Here is a 25,714-nt window from a genome sequence, read left to right on the forward strand (position 1 = left end):
CCGTTGGTTTATCTCGCGTATAACCACACTAACACAACCATCCCTAGCGCTATGCGGTACCAAGCAAAAGGACGATACGTGTGCTTAGAGACAAAGCGTAATACCGCCTTCACTAAAAACAACGCACTAAAAAAAGCGGTAACAAAGCCAACAACAATCGCCCAGGTTTGATCCGTGCTTAAGGCCCCGCCGTTACGATAAAGATCGTAAACCGTCGCCGCCATCATTGTCGGCATGGCGAGAAAGAATGAGAACTCAGTGGCTGTTTTTCGATGGATTCCAGCAAGCATGCCTCCGACAATGGTGGCACCTGAACGCGAGGTACCGGGCACCATGGCAATACATTGCGCAAAGCCCACCACTAGCGCCTGTTTCCATGTAATGGTCTCTAGCGTATAAGAGGTGGCTCGCTCGGAAGTAGCGGTAACCCCATCATCCAGCTTGGCCTCTGGGTGTTGCTTTGCATAGGCTGGCTTACGCTCAACCCACAGCATAATGAAACCACCGATTACCAGCGTAAAAACAAAGATCAACGGATTATGGAAGAGCGTTTTAATAAACTGGATCGCCATTGCGCCAATCACCGCAGCCGGTAAAAACGCAATAATCAAGTTTCTAGCAAACATTCGCTCTACATGATCCCCACTGATCGTACCTTTAATCAACTGCCACACCCGTGCCCTGAACAACCAAATCACGGCCAAAATAGAGCCAAACTGAATCACCACCTCGAAGACTTTATTGCTATCTGAGGGAAAGGAAATCCATTCAACCAACAAAAGTAAATGGGCGGTACTGGAGACAGGTATAAATTCAGTAAAGCCTTCAATAATGCCTAGTAGGGCCGCTTTCAGTAAGTACAGCGTGTAATCGGTCATGGTAGATACAGTAGATGTGACGAAGTCAAAAGAAATGGGCCTATAGCCCGATTAAAAGAGATGTACGATCAAAGCTGATCACCTAGCGTTTGCGACGGTGCTATTTGAACACGGAGCAGATTGAAACAACAATGCCAGCTAGCGGCAGAATAGTGAGCAAATCATTCAATCAGAAAGAACAAACCTACCCTAAGTGGCTAGGTCTGAAACAAACACACACGCAAAAAGCGCTGCTTTTTAGCAGCGCTTGATTCAAACTATTCTTGGAAATGTGCCAACATTTGTGTAAATATTTTCGGCGTGGCCGCAATGATTTGTCCGCTTTCGTACCAATCTTGCTCGCCTTCAAAGTCACTTACTAGACCGCCTGCTTCCAACACGAGTAAGGCGCCAGCCGCCATGTCCCACGGCTTAACACTCGTCGCCACATAGCCGTCCAGACGTCCACTTGCCACGTAGGCCAATCCCAATACGGTAGAACCCAAACGACGCACCGCAGCACAGTCCGTTAGCATAGCGGAGAAAGGAGATGTACTTGATAGCGCATTGCTGGTGTTACGCAGATGTGCACCAAGCAAGGCATCGTGATACTTGCGTGAACCAGAAACGCGAACCCGACGATCGTTTAAGAACGCACCACTCCCACGGCTCGCGTGAAAGATTTCATTATGATTGGGATCGTAGATGACCGCGTGGGTGGGCACCCCTTTATGCAGCATCGCAATGGACACCGCATAATAAGGAAAACCGTGGATAAAGTTGGTGGTGCCATCAATAGGGTCGATCACCCAAACGTTTTCTGGCTCGCCTTCGCCCGACGCCTGAACAGGATCACGTTTCCCTGTTTCCTCGCCTAAAAAGCCATGGTCTGGATAGGCTGTGCTAAGGGCTTCGATGATGGATTCTTCTACAGCTGCATCGACATCCGTGACATAATCACTAGGGCCTTTACGGCCGATTTGTAAACGGTCAATGTCTACACTGGCACGATTAATAATATTGCCTGCTCGGCGGGCCGCTTTAATAGCGGTGTTTAGCATCGGGTGCATAAGTATCCGTATTTCTTAAGAGTTCGTTGCCTAATTTGCTCTCATGCTTTTTTCTAAAAGTACGCGGCACAATAAGGCACAGATCACAACACAACAGTTATTTTAAATGACTCAAACAACGGCAGATACACTAAACACAGTTTTCAATCAGGTTCGCTTCGTAATGGTCAGGCCCAGCCACCCCGGAAATGTAGGAGCGGCTGCGCGGGCAATAAAAACGATGGGGTTTAAAGAACTATGTTTAGTAGCACCAAAATTCGATAACATGCTCGAACATGCTGAAGCCATCGCTTTAGCCAGCGGCGCTACCGATATTTTAAGTCAGACGCGTATCGTACCAAGTTTAGAGCAAGCGTTGGCACCTGTCTCGCTGTCTTTCGCATTAACTGCTCGTCCTCGCTACCTTGGCCCACCTGCGCTTGATATACGACAAAGCGCGAAACTGGCGGCCGAACACGTAGAAAACAGCTCAGCACAGGTAGCTATCGTACTGGGAACCGAACGCACGGGCCTTAATAATAGCGATTTAGAGCTCTGCCAAAATATTTGTCATATTCCTGCCAATCCAGAATACAGTTCGCTTAATGTGGCACAAGCCCTACAATTAGCAGCATGGGAGCTGCGTTATGCCTTACTAAGCAAGCTTGAAAGCACAACGTTGCCCAGCACGAACGGCAAAGTCGACCCCGGCTCACTCGCGGCCAATACCGCTTTAGTGGCCGATTTTTTAACCCACTTAGAACAAGCCTTAATAGCGGTGGATTTTTTAGATCCGGCACACCCTAAAAAGCTACTACCTCGTATGCGTCAACTGTTCAGTCGTAACCGTTTAAGTGTGGATGAAGTCGCTATGCTACGAGGTCTTTGCACCGCAATGATAAAAACCGCTAACAAGGTCTCTACACCCAAACACCCATAATTTTCCCTGCTTGACCCCGATTTATTAATTATGCTTAAACAACTGCGCGAAGACATCGCTTGTATCCTTAAACGTGACCCTGCCGCACGTAGCAGATGGGAGATTCTGACCTGTTATCCCGGTCTACACGCCATTTTGGCTCACCGTCTCGCTCACAAACTATGGGTAAACAAGTGGTTCTGGCTCGCCCGCTTTCTTTCGTATCTATCTCGGATTTTTACGGGTATCGAGATCCACCCAGGCGCTGTGATCGGCAATCGTGTATTTTTTGATCATGGCTTTGGTATTGTGGTGGGAGAAACTGCGGTTATTGGCGACGACTGTACGATCTATCAGGGCGTAACCCTTGGCGGCACAAGTTTGTACAAAGGACAGAAGCGCCACCCTACCCTTGAACAAGGTGTGGTTGTGGGTGCTGGCGCGCAAATACTGGGCGGCTTTACCGTCGGCGCTCACGCCAAAGTCGGCTCCAACGCTGTCGTTGTAAAACCCGTACCTGCAGGGGCCACAGCTGTTGGCAACCCAGCTCGCGTCATAACAAAAGACAAGTCTCAGCAAAAGCACAGTGACGACGCCCTTACCGCATCACCCGAGCAAGCCGCCGCCCCCGTTAAGCCTACTAGCGATCAAACTACGCTTCCGTGCCAAGCCGAGTGGACAGGCCAACCTTTACAAGAACTGCTTGAGCGCAGCCGCAAAGAAAGCGCTAGCTCAAAAAGCGAGGCCACATCACCTGCAAGCGACAGCACCCGCAGCTCTGACGACTTTGCTGCCTATGCGGTTGACAACACAAATAATGACCCGTTGCTACAGGTCATTAACGAACTGGTCAACCATGTGGCTAAGCAGGACGCTCGCATTAGCCAACTGTGCCACGCCTTAGAAGACCTTGGTCAACGTGTAGAAAATGGCGCTACACCGCTGGATACTGAACGCCTAAACAAACTAATTGAGTAAACTCAAGGCTAAGACTCGGTAGCGCACGCTTCTGCTTTTTTACGCTAGCACTACCCCCCTTAGCTCGGGTTTACCAGCAGCAGGCGTCCGTGCAGTGGACATGAAGGCCTGCTATGCAGTATTTTAAGCACTGCATCGACTTTCTATGGCGTAGTATATGGCGACCAAAACCGCATCCGATAGTTCAGCAGGCCCACGCACCTTACGGCGTGGATTGCTCTTGCTTCAAACCTTACAAAATCACGATGATAAAGGCTTAAGTGTTACCGAACTGTCTCGGTTGACGGGCCTGCAACGTCCTACGATCTACCGTCTACTTGCCGCCTTAACTGAAAGCGAATTTGTGCATGCGGTAGGACGCACACGTCGATACGCCTCGACGAAATCCTACCTCCCCACCTCTGACGAGACCAACAACCCCATTGTTGAGCGAGCAAAGCCCTTGATGCGAGAGTTAGCGGATCAGGTGGGAGACGCTGTATTTCTTGTGGTTCGTGATGGCAATAACTCGGTTACCTTATGGCGAGAAATTGGCTCTTACCCAGTACAAATCTTAGCGACCTACGTTAACAAAGCACAACCTTTAGGTGTGGGCTCGGCAGGTATGGCCATACTGGCCAAACTTGACGACGCAAGCGTTGATGCCATTATCGAAGCAAACGTAGAGCAACTTGAACTGTATGGTGGGATGACCCAACGCGAAATGCGCCAGCTTATTGCTAACACCCGTACGCGGGGGTATTCGGTGGTGGGCAATTACGCCGTACGAGGCGCTTTAGGGGTAGGGGCTGCGCTTTGCGACGCACAAGGCACCCCCATCCTTGGCTTAAGCGTTACAGCCATTACTGAACGCATGCCATCACGCCGCCAGAAGGAAATTGCCCAGATGCTGGAGAGCACCTTGGCAACCCTTGCAAAGCAACTTTAATTACGCCGCCTCGCTATTATTCTCGACGGTGTTAATTTCGCGTACAGGTACCGGTAAGCGTAAGCCGGCATCCGCCAAGGCAATCGGTGCTTGACGCAATAAGGCAAAGCGCAACGTCCAGTAATCGCTAGTTTTGGCCCAGACGCGAATATTAATAATGATCGTGCTGTCGCGGTATTCGGTGACAGCCACTAACGGCGCTGGGTCTGAAAGGCTTAATTCGTTTGAACTAACCAGTGTTTCTAAAATCGAAATGGCTTTATCCAGATCGTCACCATAGCGAATACTGACTCCCACGTCTAAACGACGGGTTTCGTTTCGACTGTAGTTAATGATGGCATTACCCCAAATGGCACTATTGGGCAGCGTGAACTGAATGCCGTCGACTTGAACAAAGCGAGTTAGAAACAAACCAATTTCATCCACCGTACCATCACCCTTATCAACGATGGAAACGAACTCACCGGCACGTATAGGGCGTAACGCTAATAACATAATGCCCGCCGCAATATTTTGCAGTGTTCCTTGTAGCGCTAAACCAATGGCTAAACCTGCCGCACCTAATACCGCAACAATACTTGCCGTTTGCACCCCAAAGCGAGCTAACACGGCAATACATACAAAAACACGTATTGTCCAAACGGTTACGCTATGAACCATCGGCACAATGGTTCTATCGATACGTGTCGAGCGTTGCGCCACCTTCTTGACGGCGTTACCAATGATCGACGAGATCCACCAACCTGCAATTAAAATCACCGCAGCAATTAGAAGGTTAATGAGGAAAACCTCAACCCACGAACCGCCTAGATGAGCGGAAATAACATTACCCATAAATTCACTCCAGCTAAATAGTCTTCAGGCGAGCCATCATACTTATTTTCGTGTGCTCAGTCAGCTACGACTTTGCGCCATACGCTTGCTAACCACGGCTGCTCTGACCGAGCTAAGCCTTCAGGACGATAATAATGACGTAGTAAGGTGAAGCCTGCATGACACAGGTAGCGTTGCCACGACTCCCAGCTGTGCATGACAACGTATCGCTCGCCGCTCCACCCTTCTTGATCCTCGCCCCACGGGTTAGAAACAAACAACACGCCGTCTGGCCGAAGGGCGTTGTGCAATCGTTTTAAAGTGCTATCTAGATGTGAACGCGGAACATGAAAAAGTGAGGCATTAGCATAAATACCATCGAAGCGCTCCTCCCCTAACGACAAATCCAGCATATCTTGGTGCCAAAACTCAGCGTCGATCACCGTGGCTGCCATCGTTAAAAACTCGGCACAACCATCTAAACCCACAACTCGATGGCCCATCTCGGAAAAAGCCAATACATCACGCCCCGGCCCACAACCCAAATCAAGTAAATCGTATTGGTCTTTAGGAGGCAACGCACTGAGTAACGCATTACGATTTTGCTCTACGTCGTGACCCCAGGTTCCTTGCTTAAATTGCTCGGCTCGTTGGGCATAATGTTGAATCGTGCGCTGCGTTGTGTCACTGTGGTTCATGCGTTTTTAGCCCCATGAGTTTCTGGTCTAGCCTATAGTATGAAATATTGTGACTCAGTATAGGATACTAAAGCATGAAACAAAACCACGTGTACTCCGTTCTTGACCTTGCTCCAATTGTTCAAGGAGGCACCGCGGCTCAATCCTTTGCCAACACCGTTGAATTAGCACAACTGGCCGAGCGTCGAGGTTATAAGCGCTACTGGATGGCTGAACATCATGGCATGGCGGGTATTGCTAGCGCCGCCACATCGGTACTCATTGGCCACGTTGCCGCCCACACCCAGCATATTCGAGTAGGCGCCGGCGGTGTCATGCTACCCAATCACTCCCCTCTGGTCATCGCTGAACAGTTTGGTACCTTAGAATCACTTTTCCCCGGTCGTATCGATCTAGGGTTAGGTCGTGCCCCGGGCTCTGACCAACTTACGGCGAGAGCGCTTCGCCGCGATCTGCAGACCGATCCCAACCAGTTTCCTCAAGATGTGCTTGAGCTAATGGACTATATGTCGGACGAGCCAGAACAGCCTGTGCTTGCCGTGCCCGGTAAAGGTTTAGCCGTACCCATTTGGATCTTGGGCTCAAGTCTATTTGGCGCTCAACTTGCCGCTGCACTCGGTCTACCCTACGCCTTTGCATCGCATTTCGCTCCAGTGCAGTTGATGCAAGCCATCAGCTTTTATCGAAGCAACTTTAAGCCGTCTAAACACTTAAGTCAGCCTTATGTCATGCTTGGTTTTAACGTGTTCGCTGCCGACACCACCGAGCAAGCGCACTATTTAGCAAGTTCGTGGCAGCAATCGTTTGTTAGCCTACGTACAGGCCAACCGATACAGTTACCGCCCCCTGTGGACAATTACTTAGAGCAAGTCGGGCCCGCCGCACAGTCACTCGTGGATCATGTGCTGTCCTGTTCCGCCATTGGCGATGTCAACGTTGTCGCTGCCCAGATCAAGGCCTTCATCGACAAAACTGGAGCTGATGAATTGATGCTGACATCAAACACCTATGATCACGAGGCGCGAAAACGCTCTTATGAACTCACCGCCGACGCTTACGAGATCCTAAACGCCTAACTCTCCTCTACAACGGCACGCACCATGAACTGGCATTACCCCTACCCCTCTCAACGGCCTGCGGTATTTGGCAAGAACATTGTCAGCACCTCTCAGCCTTTAGCTGCTCAAGCGGGCTTAAGCATGCTTTACAAAGGTGGCAATGCTGTAGATGCTGCTCTGGCAGCAGCCGTTTGCCTAACCGTTGTAGAGCCAACGGGCTGTGGTATTGGTAGTGATGCCTTTGCGTTAATTTGGGATGGTCGTTCACTAACGGGCTTAAACGCCTCAGGAAGAGCACCCGAAGCTTGGACGCCCGACTACTTTGCCGGCCGCACCAGCATCCCAGAAACGGGCTGGGACTCGGTGACGGTACCCGGCGCTGTTTCAAGCTGGGTATCACTGTCAGAGCGTTACGGAACGCTTCCCTTACAGACGGTTATGCAGCCCGCAATCGACTACGCACGTCATGGTTTCCCCGTTTCGCCTACCATCGCTTCGTTATGGCAACTGGGCGCTGAAAAGCTGGGCGCTCAACCGGGGTTCGCGGCGTGTTTTCTTCCTGAGGGCAAGGCTCCTCGGGCAGGCGACATGGTCAGTAACGCCGCACAAGCAGAAACACTACAATTAATCGCCGCTACCCATGGCGAAGCCTTTTACCGAGGATCCCTAGCAAACAAAATAGCGGCCCATGCACAGCAGTGTGGCGCCGCACTGACCGCTGATGATTTAGCTTCACACCAAAACGAATGGTGTGCCCCCATTAGCACGGCCTTTGGTGCCTATCGTCTTCATGAAATCCCACCGAACGGTCAAGGCATAGCAGCGCTTATGGCAGTGGGCATGGTCGATATATTAGGGCTTGATGGTCTTGGTGTTGATGATGCCCAAACCACGCATCTTTGTATTGAAGCCATGAAGTTAGCCTTTGCGGATCTTTATGCCCACAATGCCGATCTGGCCGCTATGCGGATTAAGCCGTCCGATTTACTCAGCCCGAGCTACCTTCAAAAGCGCGCCTCGTTAATCGACCCGAATAAAGCCAAGGCGCCACATTTCGGCAGCCCCAAACCGGGTGGCACCGTTTACGTGTCCGCTGCCGACTCAAGCGGCATGATGGTTTCGTTTATTCAGTCTAACTACATGGGCTTTGGCTCAGGTATCGTCGTTCCAGACACCGGAATCAGTCTACAAAACAGAGGGCATGGATTTAACTTGGACCCCAGTCATCCGAATGTTGTCGCACCGGGAAAGCGCCCATCTCACACGATCTTACCTGCCTTCGTTACGCATCAAAATGGAGAGCCTTATATGAGTTTTGGCGTCATGGGGGGCCCCATGCAATCGCAAGGCCATTTGCAAATGTGTGTACGTGTTCTGCACTTTAAGCAAAACCCTCAAGCGGCCTCTGACGCCCCACGCTGGCGTGTCACCCGTGGCTTAAATGTGTCGCTGGAATCTGGCTTCTCGCTCGAAACGGCCGACGCCTTAAAAGCGAAAGGCCACCACATTACGATAGAACAAGGAAAAGGGGTATTTGCGTTTGGCGGAGCACAACTGATTACACGTGAAAACGACTGTTATGTAGCCGGCTCGGATCATCGCAAAGATGGTTTAGCCTGTGCGTTTTAATCAAAAAACCTAGCCGATTAGGTTTACATCGGCTAGGTTGCTACTACCTTAAAAAAACAAACTACGGCGTTGCTATTGGAGCATCTTTTGCGTTTTTAGCTAGGAAGTCCAACACCAGAACCCGCTCATCGTCTGTTAAGCCAGCACGTGGGAACATACTATCGGTGATACCGCGCCATTGCCCGAAGGTGAAATCACCCGGCTCACGAGCCACGTGGCACAAGGTACAACGCCCGTAGAACAGCTTTTCGCCCGGTGTCATATCGGCAAGGGTTGCCCCTTTTAGCTCGGTTGCACGGGCTGTTAAGCTTAGTGCTGCAATATCCAAGCCCAAGCCTTCAGACACCTCAATCACCGGCGGCTCAAAGGCTAAGTTATCGGACTCGGCATCTGTACATTTACGCAAACTGGCGATACACGTATTCGCACTGGTGGCCTGACTTAAGCCACTTGCCGCAACGCTGGTGGTAATGACATTAATAGAGCCGCTATTACAACGACCTTTAGAGTCAAACTGCAACCAGCCACCTTCTTCTAAGCTGGCCACCCCTTTCATGATTTGGTCTGTTACACGAGCCCCAGCGATCACTGTTCCTCGGTCGTTATAAAGCTCAACCAAATCGCCATCTTTGATACCATTTGCTTCGGCATCTTCTACGCTAATCAACACATGCTGACGGCCTTGCACATGCTGCTCATGGCGTAATTCGGTATTTGCCATCTGCGAGTGCAAACGGTTGTAAGGGTGTGGGCTAACCACGTGAACCTGCCCTTCCTTCGCATTACCTAAATACTCGATGGGTTCCAAGAACTTGGGAATGGGTGGGCAATCGGGAATGTCATAACCCGCAATCGTTTCACAATACAGCTCGATTTTCCCAGACGCCGTATGTAGCGGGTTTTTCTCTGGATCTTCATAAAAATCGCCGTGACGAACCCAACGATTCATCTCTTCAGGCACGTCTAACTTAACATGACCCTTTTCCCAGAACTCTTCAAAAGGAATATGGCCATCAGAATGCTCATACGCATTACGCAAGATTTGTTGAACGGTTAAGCCTTCGGTAAAGCCATAACCTACTCCCATCAAATCCCCTAAACGCTTGAAGATTTCGAAGTCATCCAGACTTTCGCCATAAGGCTCGATCACTTTACGCATGGCGTAAATCTTGTCGTTACTGTAGGTGCCACCGGTACTCATGTCATCACGCTCAAGAGCCGACGTTGCAGGCAACACAATATCAGCAAAGCGTGACGATGCACACCACCAAGGATCTTGGCAAATATAGGTATCAACTTGCTGATTAAGCGCACGAATCAGTTCGTTCGTGTCTTGTTGATGCGACATCACATTATTACCCGCCGCATACACCAGCTTAACGTTCGGATAAACGTCTTCGGTGCCGTCTCGCGTGTATGTTTTGCCTGGGTTCAAAAGCATTTCGTTAATGCGTGAAGCAGGACAACGTGTGGTTAATGGGTTACGACCTTGCGGCAAACCAATTGGCATCACTTTGGTCGACTGTGGCATCCCGCCACCACCGTAGTGCCAGCTTACTCCGATTCCCTCACCGGGTTTACCGATCTTACCTAGCATCGCTGCCAGATTAATGGCTGCCCAGTGCGGCATCTCGCCATGGTGTGCGCGCTGCAATGACCAAGCCAACGCAAACTGCGTGCGCTTGCTCGCAAACAAATCCGCCATTTCCACGATTTTTTCTGCGGAAATGCCCGTAATCTTGGCTGCCCACTCGGGTGTTTTAGGTGGGGTTCCATCAGCATCCTCACCTAATAGATAAGGTAGAAACTTGTCGAAACCGACGGTGTATTTGTCTAAGTATGCTTGATCGTGCTGTCCGGTCGTGTAGACGTGGTAGGCCAAGGCCAAAAACAAGGCCGTATCGGTGTTGGGAACAATCTTTACCCACTCGGCTTCCATCTCGACATCGGTAGGCGTGTATTGCGGATTGATTGAGATGAACTTAACACCACGTTCTTTAATTTTTTTCCAGCGTGGGAACATCTGATGGTCAGCGACCGTAAACTCAACCCTGTTGTTCTTCCAGGGGTCACAACCCACCATCACCATCACTTCGGTTTTATCCGCGATCACTTCCCACGATGTTTGAGGGGAATACACCTCCATGTCACCAATAATGTGAGGTAGGCTGATCTGCGAAGCCCCTGCGGAATAATCGCCTGTGGTGACTGAGTGGCCACCAATCAGATTAAATAAACGTCCCTGCAAAACCTGCGGACGCAGCAAGCCTGCGTGCGACCATCCACCGTATGAAGCACTAAACAAGGCCTCGTTACCGTGCTTTTCAGCGGTACTTAAGATGGCATCCGCGGTAATGGCTAACGCCTCATCCCACGTCACGCGTACAAAAGGCTCTTTTCCACGCAAATGCGGTTTTGTATCGCCCGTTTTTCGTCCTTCTAAATAAGACTTACGAATCATGGGGTACTTAACGCGCGTTTTATCATAAACGCGGCCTAATAACCCTTCGGTCAACATTTTGTTAGGCATAGCGTCAAGCTCGTTAATGGGCTGTACACCAATCAACACACCGTCTTTCACCACAGCATTAAATGGCCCCCAATGACTAGCGCTAGGAATAGTGACGGTATCGGCCGCAAAAACATGGTTTGGTGCAAACCAGGTTAATCCGTTAGCGGCGACAGCCGTCGCAACCGTCGACTTTAAAAACCTTCTCCTCGTGAACCCCATGAAAGCTTTCCTTTAAAAACGGCTTATGGATACATAAACACAGTGGGTAACTCGCTATTTGACGCGTGTGAGGCGTCTCTATTCTTAGATCGGTACGAGCACACCGTCCGGCAGCTTAATAAATAGCCGTCTAGACTATAACTCGACCGATCTCGCTTTACTTTGCGCTACATCAATGATTGATGACTTTGCTTATCAGCGCGGCGAAATGACGCCATTTGTACTACCAAGCATTGAGCGTACAATATCTGCTCACGATTCACCCTCTGTTTGCTCTCTCTCGCAAATAGCTATCATTGAGTTTCATGCGCACACCCGATTACTCCCAGCACACCCCCATGATGCGGCAATACCTTGGCCTGAAAGATCAAGCTGGCTCGCATTTACTGTTTTATCGCATGGGGGATTTCTACGAATTGTTTTACGGCGATGCCGAGCGTGGTGCGCGGCTACTGAACCTCACCTTGGCTAAACGAGGAACCTCGAATGGCGAACCGGTGCCGATGGCGGGCGTCCCCCATCACGCCATGGAAGGCTATTTAGCGCGATTGGTCGCCTTGGGCGAGTCCGTTGCTATTTGTGAGCAAGTGGGCGACCCTGCCACCAGTAAAGGCCCAGTAGAACGACAAATCGTACGTATTGTCACGCCAGGAACGTTAACCGACGACGCGTTGCTTCCCAGCAAGTCTGACCGCATTATCGCTGCGTTATATCGTGCTCGTAAGAACCGTCAAAATCGGGTTGGCATCGCGTGGATGAACCTAGCCAGCGGCGAATTTAAGGTCAATGAATGTACGCCAGAGCTCATCGACACCGAGCTCAGTCGCTTAGCACCCGCCGAGCTTGTCATGGCCGAATCGGCTTCGGGCAACCAGGGGTACGCGGATCGAGTCAGTCGCGTGCCAGATTGGCACTTCGAAAGCAGTGGCGCCCATCAAACTTTGCTGGACCATTTTCAAACCGATTCACTCGCAGGCTTCGGTCTGGACGACTATCCCATTGCGACATGTGCCGCTGGTGCGCTATTACGTTACGTCAGCCATACACAATATCAAGCGTTACCCCACCTTCAAACCATCGGTATCGAACACAGCGGTGAATTTGTGGTTCTGGATGGTGTTACCCGTAAAAACTTGGAGCTTACCGAAACCATTAGCGGCGACGATAAGCCAACGCTGTTTTCTACCATTGATCATTGCAAGACCCCAATGGGTTCTCGCTTATTACGCCGATGGTTACACCACCCTTTACGTAACAATGAGCCTGTTCTTGCACGACAACGTACCGTTAGCGCCTTGCTGGCGGGCGGGCAGGCCTCGTTACAGGGCGAATCCGCTTTACATCATCTGCGCAAAGCCCTAAGTCATTACCCCGATTTAGAACGTATCGCCACGCGTATCGCCCTGACTTCTGTCAGACCGCGCGAGCTTGCCAGCCTTAGAGACGCCTTAGCGCAGCTTCCCCAGCTGAGCCTACACATCGAACAGCAATTCGATCGCACAACAGAAATTAACGCATTACTCTCTCGCATCAACGTCGATCCAGAGCTTGCGCAACACTTGATTCGAGCTATCGCGCCCGAACCCGCCCTGTTAATACGCGACGGAGGGGTCATAGCTGACGGCTACGATACTGAGCTTGATGAGTTGCGCGGTTTAGCCAACGACAGCGGTGAGTTTCTTATTCGCATGGAAAGCCGAGAGCGAGAGCGCACCGGCCTATCCAATCTACGCGTCGAGTTCAATCGCGTTCATGGTTTCTTTATCGAAGTAAGTCGCGCACAAGCCGATAAAGTCCCGGATGACTACCGACGTCGCCAAACGCTTAAAAATGTTGAACGATACATCACACCCGAGCTGAAAGAATGGGAAGATAAAATACTGTCAGCTAAAGAACGTAGCCTAGCGCGTGAAAAATATCTTTTTGAAGCGCTGCTCGACGATCTTCGTGCGTTTGCCCCCGCCCTCTCAAACTGCGCTAGCGCCTTAGCGGAAATCGATGCACTAGGCTCAATGGCACAACATGCTTTACAGAATAACTGGGTGGCGCCCACATTGCATAATCAAGCTGGACTATGGATTGAATCAGGCCGTCACCCGGTGGTTGAGCATAGCATTGAACACTTCACGCCTAATCACTGCGAACTTCATCACGATCGCCGGATGCTATTGATTACCGGCCCAAATATGGGTGGTAAATCAACCTATATGCGTCAAAATGCCCTCATTGCCTTGCTAGCACGTACCGGTAGCCATGTGCCAGCAACGCAAGCTAGCGTAGGACCGATTGATCGTATTTTTACCCGCATCGGAGCCGCTGATGATCTAGCAGGAGGCCGCTCTACCTTTATGATGGAGATGACCGAAGCCGCTGCCATTTTGTCAGCCGCTACTTCACAAAGCCTTGTGCTGATGGACGAAGTGGGTCGAGGCACATCCACGTACGATGGCTTAGCTCTCGCCTGGGCGATTGCTCAACGACTGCTGCAACACAATCAAGCGCTGAGTTTATTTGCCACGCACTACTTTGAGATTACGCGCCTGCCTGAATTGGAACAAGCCGCCGCTAACGTGCACCTTAGCGCGACGGAATCTTCGGGGGGAATCGTGTTTTTACACGAAGTGCAAGAGGGCCCAGCCAGTCGAAGCTATGGGATTCAAGTCGCCCAACGCGCAGGCATTCCCGCTGCTGTGATACGGCAAGCCAGCCGCGAACTGAGCCGATTGGAAGCACAGCACCAGAATCAGAGTAACCAATTGGATCTTTTTGCACCGGTCACAGAAGAGCCTGAAGCTGACCTTAGCTCTGAGGCCAATTTAGCCCTACAACAGGCCCTTAACGATGTGGATGTGGATAACTTAAGTGCCCGAGAGGCGTTGGACTTACTGTACGAATGGAAGCAGCAGTTTAGCCATTAAATGGCATTTTGTTTATCAACAATATGAATGTTTTTGTCTAGCTATAGTGAAAACAGGGATGGCAAGACCACATCAGTGCACCCATGTGTTGCTCGGAAAACAAAAAAGCGCTCCACCCTGAAATAAGGTGGAGCGCTTCGTGATCACAACAAAAGGGGTTTAATTACCCATGTGATTACGCAATACCGTCAAAATACGTTTTGCTGTGCCCGTATCTTGAACTTGGGCATTCTCGTCCAGCACCTGAACCGTAGACACGTTACCGACCGTGTTCACACGTATACGATACCGAACAGCTTCGGCTGTATTACGTGCGCCGAACAGGCGGCCGATGAGGTTTTGCTGTTCGATTTTTTCTCCGCTATCGGAGTCTAAATATCGAACATAATAATCACCTGTAGAACGGTCACGATCTTCTACCGAGAAGCCCGCTGCATCAATGGCCACCCCTACACGACGCCACGCACGATCAAAGGGCTCGTTAAGGGTTAAGGCAGCACTACCATCTTCTTGAGTAATGGTTTGAACTTGTCGCTCTTGTGTACTTTGCTCGGCCTCTGTGACCTGTGCTTGCGCCGTACCCACGTCCGTACCTAAAAAGACCATCAAGCGTGCCAGCATGGCGGCATTCAAGTTCGGATCTTCGTCACCGTAAACCCATTTAAACGCTGCACCATCCGTGGTGGGCGTCTCTTCCATGTGTTGATGACTAATATAGACTTCAGTGCGGCCTTCAATTCTTTCTAGGCGGGTGGTGAAGCGTTCGCGCTCGCCACTATCAAACACCTGATCAATAATGGAACCCAAGGCCGAACGTATCCAGCTTTCAGGAATCTTTGCTCGGTTCTCGGCCCAGTCTGTTTGCACTACGCCTGCTGCTCGGTCTTGGGAGCGAATCGTAAACCCTTGCTCTCCCCAGAAGTCGACCACAGCGGGATACACCTCTTCGGCAGGCCGATCAACCACAAGCCAACGCAACTGGCCATCGCGCTTCACTTCGATCCCTTCTTGCGAAGGCAGCACCTTGGTTTCGCGGGATACACCCTGCTGGGCCTGCTGAGCCTGTGCATAATCTGTGTAGGACGCAACCCCTTCGGGGGCGCGATAATGCACGTCTTGGTTAGCCTGTGTTAAATCGGGCGGAATACTAAGCGGGTCACCACGAACCGTGCTCTTGTAATTAACGCTTTCTTCACCACCCGTGATCTTGTTAATGGTTGAGCAGCCTGCCATCAGGCTGACACCCACGCCTAGCGCCAACAAGGCACCTATTTTATTTATACGCGTAATTCTCATGAAATCAGACCTGCATCCCTTAGTAGTTGACGCAACATATCGTGATACTGCTGGCTTAATGGCGTCATGGGTAAACGATAACCTACTTGTATTAGCCCCATCTCGGCCAGAGCCCATTTTACTGGGATTGGATTGGCTTCGATAAATAATTTGTCATTGAGATCTGCGAGCACGCCGTTAATGCGACGTACAGTCGGCAAATCACCGGCCAATGCTGCAGCACATAACTCGTGCATCAGACGAGGCGCCACATTCGCTGTTACCGAAATATTGCCATGTCCACCCAACAATATTAAAGCAGCCGCTGTCGCATCATCGCCGCTAAGCACAATGAAGTTATCGGGCTTATCTCTTAGTAACTTGCCTAAACGAGCTATATCACCCGTTGCTTCTTTAACACCGATAATACCCGGCACTTGTGCTAAACGCAGCGTCGTTTCGACGCTCATGTCGGCAACGGTACGTCCGGGTACGTTATACAGCAAGGTTGGTAGATCAACCGCTTCAACAATGGTTTTAAAGTGTTGATAAAGCCCCTCTTGCGTTGGCTTATTGTAATAAGGCACGACAGATAAGCCGGCATCCGCACCGACCTGCTGAGCGTGCTTGGCCAACTCGATGGCCTCGGTGGTCGAGTTTCCACCGACCCCCGCAATAATCGGAATTCGACCGGCGGCATGGCTCACAGCAATATTAATGAGCTCGGCATGCTCGTCCATATCGACGGTGGGCGACTCTCCAGAAGTACCGACCACCACGATGGCATCTGTGCCTTCAGCGATATGCCAATCGATTAACTTTCGGTAGGCGTCGAAATCCAGTTGCCCATCCGGAAACATGGGGGTAACAAGGGCAACCATACTTCCCTGTAATATAGGAGTGGCGGAGTCTGAACTTGCCATCATCGAGAGTGTCTCCAAGAAAAGACGCGGCATAAGCCAAAATGAACAAATGAGAAGTTTAACGGATTCAACCCAAAATCATAAGAACCAGCTGATGACTTTTTCACCAAAAAGCAGAAAGGGTGACAAAAACATCCATAAGGAGCCCGTTACCAATAATAAAATCAGTATTACCATGCCGTAAGGCTCAATGCGCGAATACGGATACGCTAATGAGGCAGGCAATAAACTAAACACAATACGTCCGCCATCTAAGGGCGGCAATGGCAGCAAGTTTAACGCCATCAAGACCAAGTTGATATTGATGCCTGCAATGGCCATACGAACGACGAAGTCAGACGCTATGGCGTCGGTGCCACCCATGAAGCGCAAACTGATGGTCCAAAGAATCGCCATGAATAAATTCGCGGCAGGTCCGGCAATTGCCACCCACAACATATCCCGCTTAGGGTTGCGCAACTTTGACCAATTTACCGGCACTGGTTTCGCCCAACCAAATAATATACCTGCGCCACCCAGCATTTTGCTACTAAATAGCAAAAATAAAGGTAACGCTATGGTACCGATTGGATCGATATGAGGGATGGGGTTGAGCGTAATTCGCCCCGCTTGCTCTGCGGTGTTGTCACCCAGCATTCGTGCGACATAACCGTGTGCCGCTTCATGTAAGGTAATGGCAAACAGTACCGGTATGGCATAGACCGTAATGGTCTGTATTAAAGAGTCCATGTAAATCCAAAAAAAGGGCAAATGCGTTTCGCGCCAAAAGCACGATGAACACTGCCCTTATTCACGCGCCAAGCCAACGACAAGAGCTTGAGTTTACTCTAGGCCAAGCGTGCTAGGGTCACCTGAACCACGACGGACGACAACAGGCGCTTCAGCCGTTAAATCAATAACCGTCGTGGGTTGCATCGCGCAAGGCCCACCATCGATGAGGCCCTCTAACTGATTTTTATAACGCATTTCAATGTCATCCACATCGTTAAGGGCTTCGGTTTCTCCCTCGGGAATAAAGGTTGTGGATAACAACGGCGAACCAACTTGCTCGATAAGCTCTCTTACCACGCGGTTATCCGGTACGCGTATGCCGATGGTTTTACGAGACGGATGCGATACGCGACGCGGTACTTCCTTAGTGGCTTCAAGAATAAAAGTCCATGGCCCTGGCGTAGCAAGTTTTAATAGTCGATATTGCGCATTACCGACTTTCGCAAAGGTACTGATTTCAGCCAGATCGCGACACAACAATGTCAAATTATGCCTATCGTCTAAGCCTCGAATTCGCCGCAAGGCGTCAGCAGCCGATTTGTCGTCTAAACGAGCAACCACAGCATAACTGGAGTCAGTAGGCACCGCTACCAAACCGCCTTTGGCGAGTATATCGGCAGCTTGCGCCAAAATTCGTGCTTGAGGATTATCTGGATGAACCACAAAAACTTGTACCATATGCTGTTCCTTTAAAGAGTAAAAACAATATAGTTCAAAGTGCCCTCTCTGTGCAGAACACCTAACAACAATACTCTTAAATTAAAGCTCGCCCTAGGGGCTGGTTTTTTATTTTATTGATGCTATAATCTTTTTCTTTGCAGGACATTGTGGTGACCGTAGCTCAGTTGGTAGAGTCCCGGATTGTGATTCCGGTTGTCGCGGGTTCGAGCCCCGTCGGTCACCCCATTTACGTTACGTAATCCTTTAGCAAAATCAAAACAGACCTACTTAGGTCTTTTTTTTCGCCTAACGTTTCGTATCCACACCTTCCCAGCCGCAATCGCTGGCGTTGCCATTAACGAAACGTATTTTAGGCATGGTACTTGCTGCTCCTCATATCTCTACCCATTTTTAGGGACTCTTTAGGAGATATCGATGCAAAACCCTCAATCAAACCTTGGCTCCGAGCCATCCGAGCCCATCAACTCAGCAAACGAGACAAAGGATCAGAATCTCATCCTTCCTACATCGGCCTCTACCTCCCAATCCAGTCAGGCAAAAAAGGAACTACACGAAGCAATGGACGCCAGTCGCTATGCGGCAGACCGATGGCAACGCGCTTTATGCACCGGTAGCAAAGAAGTTTGCGACAGTACCTCCACACTGATTTCAGATAAACCGTGGCACGCCACTTGCTTAGCGATGACTGCAGCCTTTCTTACCGGCTGGTGCCTAGGTAAACACATCAACCGCTGACCACATAAGCATCTAGGAGGTTTGTATGCCCAAACGTAAACGATACGCTTCACCCGCAGAACGCCACATTGGACTAGAGCCCCGTGACCCTTATCGTGAACGCGAATGGCCTTCACACGTCAGAGAGTGGGATTACCCCGGAACACGATCAAGATGGGAAGACTTAAGCGGCGATTACGATCCCGGTAGCCGAAACCAGTGGCAACGCCGCAATCAGGATGGCAGAGGGCGCCCGTGGGACGAGCGCGACTCGATCGATTCACGAGCACGCCCCAGCTATGAGCCTGATTATTTCGGCTCTGACTATGGTCCGGAAGATTACGACCGAATGCGCAGCGCCTACCACGATCGCTTATCGTGGCGCGATTCGGACTCTAATAACTGGGCTAGCGCCGATGAAGGCCCCTACCGCATGCCGCGAGGCTATAAACGCAGTGATGAGCGAATCATCGACGACGTGTGCGAGCACCTTAGCCGTAACCGCTTGGATGTGGAAGATGTCAGTGTTCAAGTCGAAAACGGCCATGTCACGCTGAGTGGAACCGTTAGAAGTCGTCGCTCTAAACACCAAATTGAAGACGTTACCGCATCATGCTTTGGGGTTGAAGACATCAGTAACCAGATTAGCGTAAGGCGTGACAACGCTGATACGGATCAAGAGTAACGTTAAAGACATTGGCATGGGCTGACTGATTGCCCCTGCCAATGTCAATGTCAATGTCAATACCAAAACGATGGGCCGCTCAAAATATTGCGGTTTTAATGATCGCCGGGGGTTCCTGTAATCGGCAATATAACGCCTGTGATATAGCTTGAACTCTGAGCGCTGGCTAAGAACACATAGGCGGGTGCCAGCTCTTCTGGTTGAGCCGGCCTTCCATAAACCGTATCTTTTCCAAAGGCCTCTAAGCCTTCTGCATCACGGTCCGCAGGATTAAGCGGTGTCCATACCGGCCCTGGGGCCACCGCATTTACTCGAATTTTTCGAGAAGCTAAACTAGCTGCTAAAGAATATGTGAAGGCATGAATGGCCCCTTTAGAGCTTGCATAGTCTAACAACTGAGCACTGCCTTTAAGCCCCACGACAGAACCCGTATTAATGATGCATGCGCCGGGCCTCATGTGCGCTAAAGAGGACTTCACCATATTAAAGTAGCCACGCATATTCGTAGCAAAGGTCTCTTCCCAACGCTCGTCGTCTATTTGCTCAGGTTCATTTGCATGCTGTTGAAAAGCGGCGTTATTCACAAGAATATCAAGTCGCTGCCACTGGGCCATCACATGCTGCACTGCTGAAGCACAAAACTTGGCGTCTTTTACATCACCCTGGATAAGCAAACACTCGGCCCCTTCTTTACGCACCGCCTCACACGTTTGCTCTGCATCGCGTGTAGAGGAAAGGTAGACGATAGCAATTGATGCCCCTTCTCTGGCCATCAGCACAGCGACGGAACGCCCTATGCCTGAGTCGCCCCCAGTAATGAGTGCCACCTTTCCTTCTAACTTTTGACTGCCTTTATAACGCGGGGCAAGGTAGTGCGGTTGCACCTCCATTTCAGCCTCCCTGCCCGGTTTTTCTAGCTCTTCCGTTGAGACCGGCGCGCTTGGGTACACTTCACCATGTGGCGCATCCCAATCGTTATCCGTTCCTGCGCAATCTTCATTTTGCTCGCCAAAATCATCTAATCGCTTTTGTTTCTCTTGTATCTTACGCTGCTTATCTAAGGTGCTCTGGGCCTTTCTATCACTACCTGCAATTCCGTGTCCGCTCATTACACACTCCCTTAAATGACTGCGGGAGGACAAATCTTGCCCTCCCGTTGCGTTTTAACCTTTCACATTAACGATTTTGGGTGCCTTTTTCACCGTGTTGTCCACCTTGACCTTGTTGCTGTCCGCCTTGTTGACCACCTTGCCCGGGCTTGTTATCACCCTGACCACCCTGATGACCACCTTGGCCCGCTTTTTCTCCACCCTGTCCACCTTGCTGCTGCCCACCTTGACCGCCTTGCTGCTGAGCGCCCTGTGGACCACGGATGTCTAGCTCTCTTTGCTCTTCGTCAGTTAAACCCGCTAAGCCACCTTGATTCGTATCTTCTTGATGACGTTGAGTAGGATTGGTATCTTTAGTCATAATTTGCTCCATAAAGGCCCTCAAGAGTCATGAGGTACACCTATACAGCAAGTCGCATGCCTAAACGCACTTTAATAAGAACCAACCCAGTTAGCGCGCTCTTTAAAGGAAGGGATGTTTAGTTGTTGGCGGTATTTCGTTACCGTTCGTCTGGCAATTTTGACACCCTCATGATTCAGACGCTCTACAAGCTCCACGTCCGAGAAAGGCTTTGTACGGCTTTCCTCTTCCAGAATCTCTGTCAATAATGCTTTAACCGCTACCGTCGAACACTCTTGTCCATTGACGGTGGACACACTACGAGAGAAAAACCGTTTGAAGCCAATCACACCAGCGGGGGTGTGCATGTATTTCTGATTCACCGCTCTGGATACCGTGGACTCGTGCAACCCTAACGAGTCGGCCACTTCACGTAGCAAAAGCGGAGCAATAGCCTGCTCGCCCAACTCGAAGAAAGCCATTTGTCTTGCGATTAACTCAGCCGCAACTCGCACCACAGTAAGATGCCGATGCTTCACCGCCTGTGCAAATTCTTCAGCCTCCTCCATAAGTCGCTTCACTTCAGCATCAACCACACGTACCTCCCCCTTCCATCGCCCCACATCAGGGTGTACGGTCAGCCACGGTAATAGCTCGGTATTAGGCACGACGCAGTAGCAACCGTCATCAAGATAGATATACACATCGGGACAAATCACATCGGTATGTTCATTATCGTATTGGCGCCCTGGGGCCGTATTTAACGACGTAATCAAACGCTTAGCTTCCTGTAGCTCAGCCTCGCTGCAACACATATGTTGTGCCAGTTTGTCATTCGTCATGGCTAACCAACTTTCGCAATTCTCCTGAACCAACCGCAGAGCAAGCGCACGCTCACGCGAATCGCTAAACGTACGCAATTGCAACATCAAACACTCTTTTAAACTGCGGGCCCCGACTCCATTTCCCGAGGCGACTTGAATCAGTCTTACCGCCGTTTCCCACTGTTCTTGATAGCGATTAAAGTACGGTAACTGCGGGATGACATCACGGATTTCGACGGGTATACGGCCTCGCTCGTCGATGGCTTCAATGGCAAAGGCTAAGCAAACCGCCAAAGGCTCGCTTAGCGGTAAGGTTGCCAAATCAGCGGCCAGCGCCTCTTTAAAACTGGATGGCTGCCTCTCATCCCTCGTATACGGCTGTCCCTCACTCGCCAAAACGTTACTATTGTTTTCTCGTAAATAACGGCTCGTTAACTGCACTTTCACGGCAGCTGAGGAATGCGGTAACACCTGCTCGGCCGGCTCTACATCCTCTGTCGCCTCAGCAAGAAACGGATTGTTTCGCATCGTTGTTAACACGTGCTCGGCGCATTCCGCTAACGGCAGATTGAGCAACTGCACTGACTCTCTCATGGTTGGCGAGAATTGATAGCGCTGTGTAGCCCTTAATTCAGACATCAGTTTCATAACGGCATTCCCTTATTCAAGGTAGCGACAAAATGGTTTAGCTGTCCTCCCATGCAACATGCTTGAGTTAATAATGCCAGCTTTTTGACGGCCTTCCTGTAATAGTCATGAAATGTAAGCTCCAATACAAATAACCATCATTAGCTTATTTGTTGTTACGTCCCACATTCATTAAAACGTCTATGCTAAACAGTAAGTCGTTGATTATTAATGCTGGATTTAAGAATCAAGGTTACGCCGTGCCTACACTTTTGATCATAGAGCAAGATACTCAGACTCGAAAAAAACTGACTCAGGTCGCTCAAAGGATGGGCTATTCTGCGATCAGCTCGCCAACACCTGACGAAGCCAAGATAAAAATAGAACGGTGTTCGCCTGCCGTTATCTTGGCCAGCAAAGAGTTAATTTACGCTCATCACGTCGAGCTTTTCGCGTTGACAGACCAAAGGCTTAGCATCTGGTTGGTGTTTAGCTCGTCGTGGCCCACGACCATACGCGCTGAGTTTCAGGCTTATGGCTGTCATACGCTGTACCTTGACGTTGATGTCATTTCTCAACAGTTAGACTCGCTTCTGACTGAACCCGATGCACTACCCAAAAGTGAATCCGCGCTGGACCACCTATGCGGTGATTCCGCTGCCATGCAGCATCTAAAACAACAAATCCAAAAAGTCGCGCATACCAGCCTTAGCGTATTATTAATTGGTGAAAGCGGTACCGGCAAAGAACTAATTGCCAAAGCCGTGCACGAACTAAGCCCCCGCTTCAACAAACCCTACGTCGCCGTGAATTGTGGTGCGATCCCTGAAACACTGGTAGAGAGCGCCCTTTTTGGTCACGAGAAAGGCTCATTCACCGGCGCAGACCAACAACACGCTGGTGTGTTTGAGCAGACCCAAGATGGAACCCTATTTCTTGATGAAATTACTGAAATGGAGGCAGCGCTACAAGTACGATTGCTTCGCGTTCTGGAAAACGGCGAGTTCTATCGGGTCGGTGGCGCCGAAAAACTGCACGCTAAGGCCCGAGTTGTAGCGGCCACCAACGTAAAGCCCGAACACGCCTTAGCCGAGCGAAAACTACGCTTAGACTTATATTACCGTTTGGCCGTACTTCCTTTATATGTACCCTCGTTACATGAACGGCGTGACGATATACCGTTGCTTGTTGATCATTTCTTAATGCAATTAGGTACTGAGTTTGGGGAAGCCAAAACACTCACAACCGAAGCGCTAGATTACCTACAAAACAAGCCGTGGCCCGGTAATGTCCGTCAGTTAAAAAATGAACTCAGTCGCGCATATGTACTAAGCGATGGCTGTAAAATCGATGAACCCAGCTTCCATTTGCTCTCTACCCCAAACCTAGACCATTTCGCCTAGCTTTCACGACGAGTTTCTTTTAACCTTAGAAGCTACGTTAGGTGTTTTCTTGATCAGGCATTACCATTTATGAGCAACGGTAAGTTAAAGTGGGAAGAGGCCCCATTGGGGTGGAACTGGGCGGCTCAAGATGCCGACGGGAAGTGGTATTGGTATAGCACTACCCCGATCATCGGTGTTGGAGGCGGCATCTGGCGGGCGAACTCTCGAGCCCAACGCTTTGCCTTTCAAGGCGAACCCAACCCGCAGTGGCATGAAAGCCTATGCTACCGACCTGATAGCGACGCCTCGAACTCAACCACTGAACCACTCGCCAAATGAGCGACACGCTACGACATCTACACGCCGTTCTTGCAGAGTATTGGCCCCATATCGCCTTCGCGTTTAGTATTTTAATTGGTGCCTCGGCGGCCATTCATGCCGCCATGACCAAAAATGATGTGCGTGCTGCCATCGGTTGGGTGGGTGTCATCATGATGTCCCCTTTGCTAGGCCCCATTTTTTATCTTATCGCTGGCATCAACCGCGTTCGACGAAGCCATATTACCGAGTTACGCGACAAGACCTTCAAACAATTTGCCACCTATCCAAACCCACCTATTTCCGACATCAAAGATATCGCTGGGCCGCAATTTCGCTCGCTACACATTCTAGGTGACCGCGTAAGTCGTTTTCAGCTACGAGGGGGAAATCACGTCAAGGTTCTTTCTGGTGGCGACCAATGCTACCCCGCCATGCTGGAAGCCATCGCAAAAGCCACCAAACACATCGCGATGCAATCTTATATTTTCGACAATGACAAAATTGGTTTACGCATGGTCGAAGCGTTGGCCAACGCCCAAGCGCGCGGTGTAGAAATTCGTGTGCTAATTGATGCGATAGGCTCAAAATACTCAAGACCTTCAATCATTCGGTTGTTACGTAAGCACAAAATTGTGCATGCGCGGTTTATGACCAATCCATTTGGCATACGTATGCCTTACGCTAATTTACGTAGTCACCGAAAAATACTGATTATTGACGGCGTAATCGGTTTTACGGGCGGCATGAATATACGCCAAAGTTTTTTAAGCGAGTTTGCACAAGAACACACCACCAAAGACACACACTTCAGCATAGAGGGCCCTGCGGTATTACAGCTTTTTTCAGCTTTTGCACACGACTGGGAATTCACCACCAAAGAAGCGCTTCCCTTTGAACGCTGGTGCGCCACATCCTGGTCGCCACCCGAGCCACACGTTCCCGCACGCTGCATACGCTCAGGGCCAGATCGCTTTATTGGCAGTAATCATCACATGCTGCAAGGCGCGTTTGCCGTGGCCAGACGCCACATACGCATTCAATCGCCCTATTTTCTACCGGACCAAGTGTTGATGGGGGCAATCAATACTGCAGCCCGACGGGGCATACAGGTCGACATCGTCATCCCTAAAAAGAATAATTTACGCTTGGTCGATTACGCCATGACGGCGCAGATGGACCAAGTGCTTCGAAGCGGCTGCCGCGTATGGCGCGCTACAGGAAACTTCAATCACTCAAAACTCATTACCGTGGACGACGTATGGAGCTATGTCGGTTCATCCAATTTAGACCCCCGAAGCTTACGTTTAAATTTTGAGTTAGACCTTGAAATATACAGCCGAGACACGGCACGTACCGTCGCCAACTTAATCGATCAAGAGATCGAGCACGCTGAAGCCGTTACCTTGGAAGAATTAACAGCGATCCCGTTCAGAAAGCGATTACGAAATCGTATTATTTGGCTAGCAAGCCCCTATTTATAA

The 25,714-nt window shown here is 50.3% G+C and carries 23 protein-coding genes and 1 tRNA gene; 12 read left to right on the plus strand and 12 right to left on the minus strand.

Annotated elements, in window-relative coordinates:
* Window positions 1-8: 8 nt before the first annotated feature.
* Both AC2UZI_RS10930 and AC2UZI_RS10935 read right to left on the minus strand, forming a co-directional pair.
* Window positions 9-878 carry an undecaprenyl-diphosphate phosphatase gene (locus AC2UZI_RS10930; protein WP_486943900.1) on the minus strand — a complete coding sequence of 290 codons (870 nt, stop codon included), beginning with the start codon at window positions 876-878 and terminating at the stop codon, window positions 9-11.
* 257 nt (window positions 879-1,135) lie between these two features.
* Window positions 1,136-1,927 carry an inositol monophosphatase family protein gene (locus tag AC2UZI_RS10935; protein WP_486943901.1) on the minus strand — a complete coding sequence of 264 codons (792 nt, stop codon included), beginning with the start codon at window positions 1,925-1,927 and terminating at the stop codon, window positions 1,136-1,138.
* 106 nt (window positions 1,928-2,033) lie between these two features.
* Between AC2UZI_RS10935 and AC2UZI_RS10940 the strand changes: the two genes are divergently transcribed.
* The 3 genes from AC2UZI_RS10940 to AC2UZI_RS10950 all read left to right on the plus strand — a co-directional run bounded on the left by AC2UZI_RS10940 (window position 2,034) and on the right by AC2UZI_RS10950 (window position 4,731).
* Window positions 2,034-2,846, plus strand: coding sequence for an RNA methyltransferase (locus AC2UZI_RS10940; protein WP_486943902.1), 813 nt, complete (start codon window positions 2,034-2,036; stop codon window positions 2,844-2,846).
* A gap of 30 nt (window positions 2,847-2,876) precedes the next feature.
* A complete protein-coding gene (gene cysE / locus AC2UZI_RS10945) occupies window positions 2,877-3,803 on the plus strand; it encodes a serine O-acetyltransferase (RefSeq protein WP_486943903.1) in 927 nt (308 codons plus the stop codon).
* A 157-nt stretch (window positions 3,804-3,960) separates the two neighbouring features.
* The gene (locus AC2UZI_RS10950) at window positions 3,961-4,731 is read left to right on the plus strand and encodes an IclR family transcriptional regulator (protein ID WP_486943904.1); all 771 of its coding nucleotides are present in this window, start codon (window positions 3,961-3,963) and stop codon (window positions 4,729-4,731) included.
* On the opposite strand, the gene AC2UZI_RS10955 is transcribed toward AC2UZI_RS10950, so the two are convergent.
* Window positions 4,732-5,565, minus strand: a complete 834-nt coding sequence (locus AC2UZI_RS10955; protein WP_486943905.1) for a mechanosensitive ion channel family protein — start codon at window positions 5,563-5,565, stop codon at window positions 4,732-4,734.
* 56 nt (window positions 5,566-5,621) lie between these two features.
* Complete coding sequence (locus tag AC2UZI_RS10960; RefSeq protein WP_486943906.1) at window positions 5,622-6,242, minus strand: methyltransferase domain-containing protein; 621 nt, start codon at window positions 6,240-6,242, stop codon at window positions 5,622-5,624.
* A 74-nt stretch (window positions 6,243-6,316) separates the two neighbouring features.
* On the opposite strand from AC2UZI_RS10960, the gene AC2UZI_RS10965 reads away from it, so the two are divergent.
* Together AC2UZI_RS10965 and AC2UZI_RS10970 are read left to right on the plus strand one after the other, a co-directional pair.
* On the plus strand, window positions 6,317-7,318 hold the full coding sequence (locus AC2UZI_RS10965) for an LLM class flavin-dependent oxidoreductase (protein WP_486943907.1): 1,002 nt from the start codon (window positions 6,317-6,319) through the stop codon (window positions 7,316-7,318).
* Between the two features lie 24 nt (window positions 7,319-7,342).
* Window positions 7,343-8,929, plus strand: a complete 1,587-nt coding sequence (locus AC2UZI_RS10970; protein WP_486943908.1) for a gamma-glutamyltransferase family protein — start codon at window positions 7,343-7,345, stop codon at window positions 8,927-8,929.
* Between the two features lie 61 nt (window positions 8,930-8,990).
* On the opposite strand, the gene AC2UZI_RS10975 is transcribed toward AC2UZI_RS10970, so the two are convergent.
* Window positions 8,991-11,660: a molybdopterin-dependent oxidoreductase gene (locus AC2UZI_RS10975; RefSeq protein WP_486943909.1), complete on the minus strand. Its 2,670-nt coding sequence runs from the start codon at window positions 11,658-11,660 to the stop codon at window positions 8,991-8,993.
* A 305-nt stretch (window positions 11,661-11,965) separates the two neighbouring features.
* Between AC2UZI_RS10975 and mutS the strand changes: the two genes are divergently transcribed.
* A complete protein-coding gene (mutS, locus tag AC2UZI_RS10980; RefSeq protein ID WP_486943910.1) occupies window positions 11,966-14,578 on the plus strand; it encodes a DNA mismatch repair protein MutS in 2,613 nt (870 codons plus the stop codon).
* Window positions 14,579-14,737: 159 nt separating this feature from the next.
* On the opposite strand, the gene bamC is transcribed toward mutS, so the two are convergent.
* The 4 genes from bamC to AC2UZI_RS11000 all read right to left on the minus strand — a co-directional run bounded on the left by bamC (window position 14,738) and on the right by AC2UZI_RS11000 (window position 18,225).
* The gene (gene bamC, locus AC2UZI_RS10985) at window positions 14,738-15,874 is read right to left on the minus strand and encodes an NlpB/DapX family lipoprotein (protein ID WP_486943911.1); all 1,137 of its coding nucleotides are present in this window, start codon (window positions 15,872-15,874) and stop codon (window positions 14,738-14,740) included.
* Entirely contained in the window at window positions 15,871-16,776 is a 906-nt protein-coding gene (gene dapA / locus AC2UZI_RS10990; protein WP_486944015.1) for a 4-hydroxy-tetrahydrodipicolinate synthase, read from the minus strand. Before dapA ends, bamC begins: the two co-directional genes overlap by 4 nt.
* A 78-nt stretch (window positions 16,777-16,854) precedes the next feature.
* Window positions 16,855-17,505: a site-2 protease family protein gene (locus tag AC2UZI_RS10995; RefSeq protein ID WP_486943912.1), complete on the minus strand. Its 651-nt coding sequence runs from the start codon at window positions 17,503-17,505 to the stop codon at window positions 16,855-16,857.
* A gap of 93 nt (window positions 17,506-17,598) precedes the next feature.
* A complete protein-coding gene (locus tag AC2UZI_RS11000; RefSeq protein ID WP_486943913.1) occupies window positions 17,599-18,225 on the minus strand; it encodes an L-threonylcarbamoyladenylate synthase in 627 nt (208 codons plus the stop codon).
* Between the two features lie 152 nt (window positions 18,226-18,377).
* Here AC2UZI_RS11000 and AC2UZI_RS11005 point away from each other — a divergent pair.
* The 3 genes from AC2UZI_RS11005 (at window position 18,378) to AC2UZI_RS11015 (ending at window position 19,627) form a co-directional block, all read left to right on the plus strand.
* Window positions 18,378-18,453, plus strand: a tRNA-His gene (locus tag AC2UZI_RS11005).
* Between the two features lie 189 nt (window positions 18,454-18,642).
* Window positions 18,643-18,963 (plus strand): hypothetical protein, encoded by a 321-nt coding sequence (locus AC2UZI_RS11010; protein ID WP_486943914.1) that lies wholly within the window; start codon window positions 18,643-18,645, stop codon window positions 18,961-18,963.
* Between the two features lie 25 nt (window positions 18,964-18,988).
* Entirely contained in the window at window positions 18,989-19,627 is a 639-nt protein-coding gene (locus AC2UZI_RS11015; RefSeq protein ID WP_486943915.1) for a BON domain-containing protein, read from the plus strand.
* Between the two features lie 95 nt (window positions 19,628-19,722).
* On the opposite strand, the gene AC2UZI_RS11020 is transcribed toward AC2UZI_RS11015, so the two are convergent.
* The 3 genes from AC2UZI_RS11020 to rpoN form a co-directional block, all read right to left on the minus strand.
* Window positions 19,723-20,736: an SDR family oxidoreductase gene (locus AC2UZI_RS11020; protein ID WP_486943916.1), complete on the minus strand. Its 1,014-nt coding sequence runs from the start codon at window positions 20,734-20,736 to the stop codon at window positions 19,723-19,725.
* A 67-nt stretch (window positions 20,737-20,803) separates the two neighbouring features.
* Complete coding sequence (locus AC2UZI_RS11025) at window positions 20,804-21,097, minus strand: hypothetical protein (RefSeq protein WP_486943917.1); 294 nt, start codon at window positions 21,095-21,097, stop codon at window positions 20,804-20,806.
* Window positions 21,098-21,168: 71 nt separating this feature from the next.
* The gene (gene rpoN / locus AC2UZI_RS11030) at window positions 21,169-22,548 is read right to left on the minus strand and encodes an RNA polymerase factor sigma-54 (RefSeq protein WP_486943918.1); all 1,380 of its coding nucleotides are present in this window, start codon (window positions 22,546-22,548) and stop codon (window positions 21,169-21,171) included.
* A 239-nt stretch (window positions 22,549-22,787) separates the two neighbouring features.
* On the opposite strand from rpoN, the gene AC2UZI_RS11035 reads away from it, so the two are divergent.
* From AC2UZI_RS11035 to cls, 3 genes are all read left to right on the plus strand, one after another.
* The gene (locus AC2UZI_RS11035) at window positions 22,788-23,930 is read left to right on the plus strand and encodes a sigma 54-interacting transcriptional regulator (protein WP_486943919.1); all 1,143 of its coding nucleotides are present in this window, start codon (window positions 22,788-22,790) and stop codon (window positions 23,928-23,930) included.
* Window positions 23,931-23,999: 69 nt separating this feature from the next.
* The gene (locus AC2UZI_RS11040) at window positions 24,000-24,251 is read left to right on the plus strand and encodes a hypothetical protein (RefSeq protein ID WP_486943920.1); all 252 of its coding nucleotides are present in this window, start codon (window positions 24,000-24,002) and stop codon (window positions 24,249-24,251) included.
* Window positions 24,248-25,714 carry a cardiolipin synthase gene (gene cls / locus AC2UZI_RS11045; RefSeq protein WP_486943921.1) on the plus strand — a complete coding sequence of 489 codons (1,467 nt, stop codon included), beginning with the start codon at window positions 24,248-24,250 and terminating at the stop codon, window positions 25,712-25,714. The genes AC2UZI_RS11040 and cls overlap by 4 nt, the downstream gene beginning before the upstream one ends.

It is taken from the genome of Paenalcaligenes sp. DL 463, from assembly GCF_057475185.1.